Origin of the sequence: Microbacterium sp. (assembly GCF_031178525.1) — a bacterium.
Lineage (GTDB): Bacteria > Actinomycetota > Actinomycetes > Actinomycetales > Microbacteriaceae > Microbacterium.
Genome location: NZ_JAPSJA010000388.1, coordinates 1 through 1,756 on the forward strand (window position 1 = coordinate 1; position 1,756 = coordinate 1,756).

Genomic DNA, 1,756 nt, shown 5'->3' on the forward strand with positions numbered 1-1,756 from the left:
CGAGCAGCGTGGACGCGTTCGCGAGGCCGAGGCCGACGGTCGCGGCCGAGCGCTCGATCGCCGCGCGGGCGGTCCCGTCTCCCGCGGCCGCATCGCGGGCGATGTCCTCCCCCGTCTCCCCCGCCCACCCGTGCTCCTGCGCCCAGCGGACGCTCGAGGGCCCCGAGGCGATCTGCTCGAGCGTGAGGTCGCCGATCACGGTCTGACCGAGATGCCCGGCGTTGCCCGACGCGCCGCCGATCGGCGTGCCGTCGATCACGATGCCGCCGCCGACGCCGGTCGACACGACGATCGACAGCGACGCACGGGTTCCGGCCGCCGCGCCGATCCACGACTCCGCGAGCGCGAGACACCCGCCGTCGTGGCCGAGCCGCGTGCGGAGGTCATCGCGTCCGAGGGCTTCTGCCGCCACCCTGTGCGCCATGCCGGCGAGGGCATACCCGTGCAGCTGCGGCATATTGACGGGATGGATGGCGCCGGCGATGCGATCGATCGGGCCCGCGCTGCCGATCCCCACGCCGGCGAACTCCGCGCCGGCCGGCAGGTGAGCGAGGGCGTGCGAGGCGGTTGCGGCGATCGCCGCGTCGAGGTCGGCCGTCGTGGCGGACGGGCCCGTGGGGCGGCGATTACGGCTGGCGGCGAGAACCGTGCCGTCCTCGGCGACGAGCGCCGCATCGAGCTTCGTGCCGCCCAGATCCAGGGCGAGTGCGTAGCGCGGCATGGGCATCCGCCCGGTCACTGGGGGTCGAGGCCGAGGTCGGCCAGGCCGATCGCGGCGCGCCACTCCAGGCCCTCGGCCTCGATCGCGGCCTGCGCGCCGGTCGAGCGGTCGACGATCACCGCGACCGCGACGACCTCCGCCCCCTCGCGCCGCAGCGCCTCGACGGCCTTGAGCGCCGACTGCCCGGTGGTCGACGTGTCCTCGACCACCACGACGCGCTTTCCCTTCACGTCCGCGCCCTCGATCTGCCGGCCACGCCCGTGATCCTTCGGCTCCTTGCGCACGACGAACGCATCGAGCGGATGATCCGTGCGCGCCGACTCGTGCATCACGGCGTTGGCGATCGGATCGGCGCCCAGCGTCAGGCCGCCGACCGCGACGACGTCGGGGATGTCCGCGATCAGGTCGAGCATGATGCGCCCGATCGCGGGGGCCGCACGGTGATCGAGCGTGAGCTTGCGCATGTCGACGTAGTACGTCGCCTTCTTGCCGCTCGAGAGGGTGAAGTCGCCGTGGAACACCGCCTCGTCCTGGATCAGGCGGATGAGCGCCTGGCGGTCGTCTTCGAGGTGGGGCGTGGATGCGGCCATGAGGGCAAGTCTAGAAGTGGGCCCCGCAGCGGACGAACCCCTGGGTGCACCGCCGACGGAGCCGGGTGATGTCGCCGCGGGCAGGCGGTTCTCGGCGTCGCCTGGCGCGCGTGGACGTCGGAGCCCCGTCCTAGGCTGGAGTCCATGCGGCTTGCCACCTGGAACGTGAACTCGATCCGCGCCCGCGTGGGGCGCATCGTCGCCTTCGCCGAGCGCGAGCACATCGACGTGCTGGCGATGCAGGAGATCAAGTGCAAGCCCGAGCAGTTCCCCTACGCCGAATTCGAGGCCGCGGGCTATCACGTCGAGGCGCACGGCCTGAATCAGTGGAACGGCGTCGCGATCGCGAGCCGCGAGCCCATCGAGGACGTGGAGTATGCCTTCACCGGCATGCCCGGCTTCCTGAAGGACCACGACGGTCCGGATGCGCCGCAGGAGGCTCGCG

3 protein-coding genes are annotated in these 1,756 nt (G+C 72.4%); 1 reads left to right on the forward strand and 2 read right to left on the reverse strand.

Annotated elements, in window-relative coordinates:
* Both RIF89_RS14705 and pyrE read right to left on the reverse strand, forming a co-directional pair.
* Positions 1-721 (reverse strand): ROK family protein (locus RIF89_RS14705; protein WP_309069815.1); only part of this gene is annotated, 721 nt, incomplete at its 3' end.
* A 14-nt stretch (positions 722-735) separates the two neighbouring features.
* Positions 736-1,311 carry an orotate phosphoribosyltransferase gene (gene pyrE / locus RIF89_RS14710; protein ID WP_309069816.1) on the reverse strand — a complete coding sequence of 192 codons (576 nt, stop codon included), beginning with the start codon at positions 1,309-1,311 and terminating at the stop codon, positions 736-738.
* 144 nt (positions 1,312-1,455) lie between these two features.
* Between pyrE and RIF89_RS14715 the strand changes: the two genes are divergently transcribed.
* The coding region (locus RIF89_RS14715) for an endonuclease/exonuclease/phosphatase family protein (RefSeq protein ID WP_309069817.1) at positions 1,456-1,756 on the forward strand (301 nt) is incomplete at its 3' end.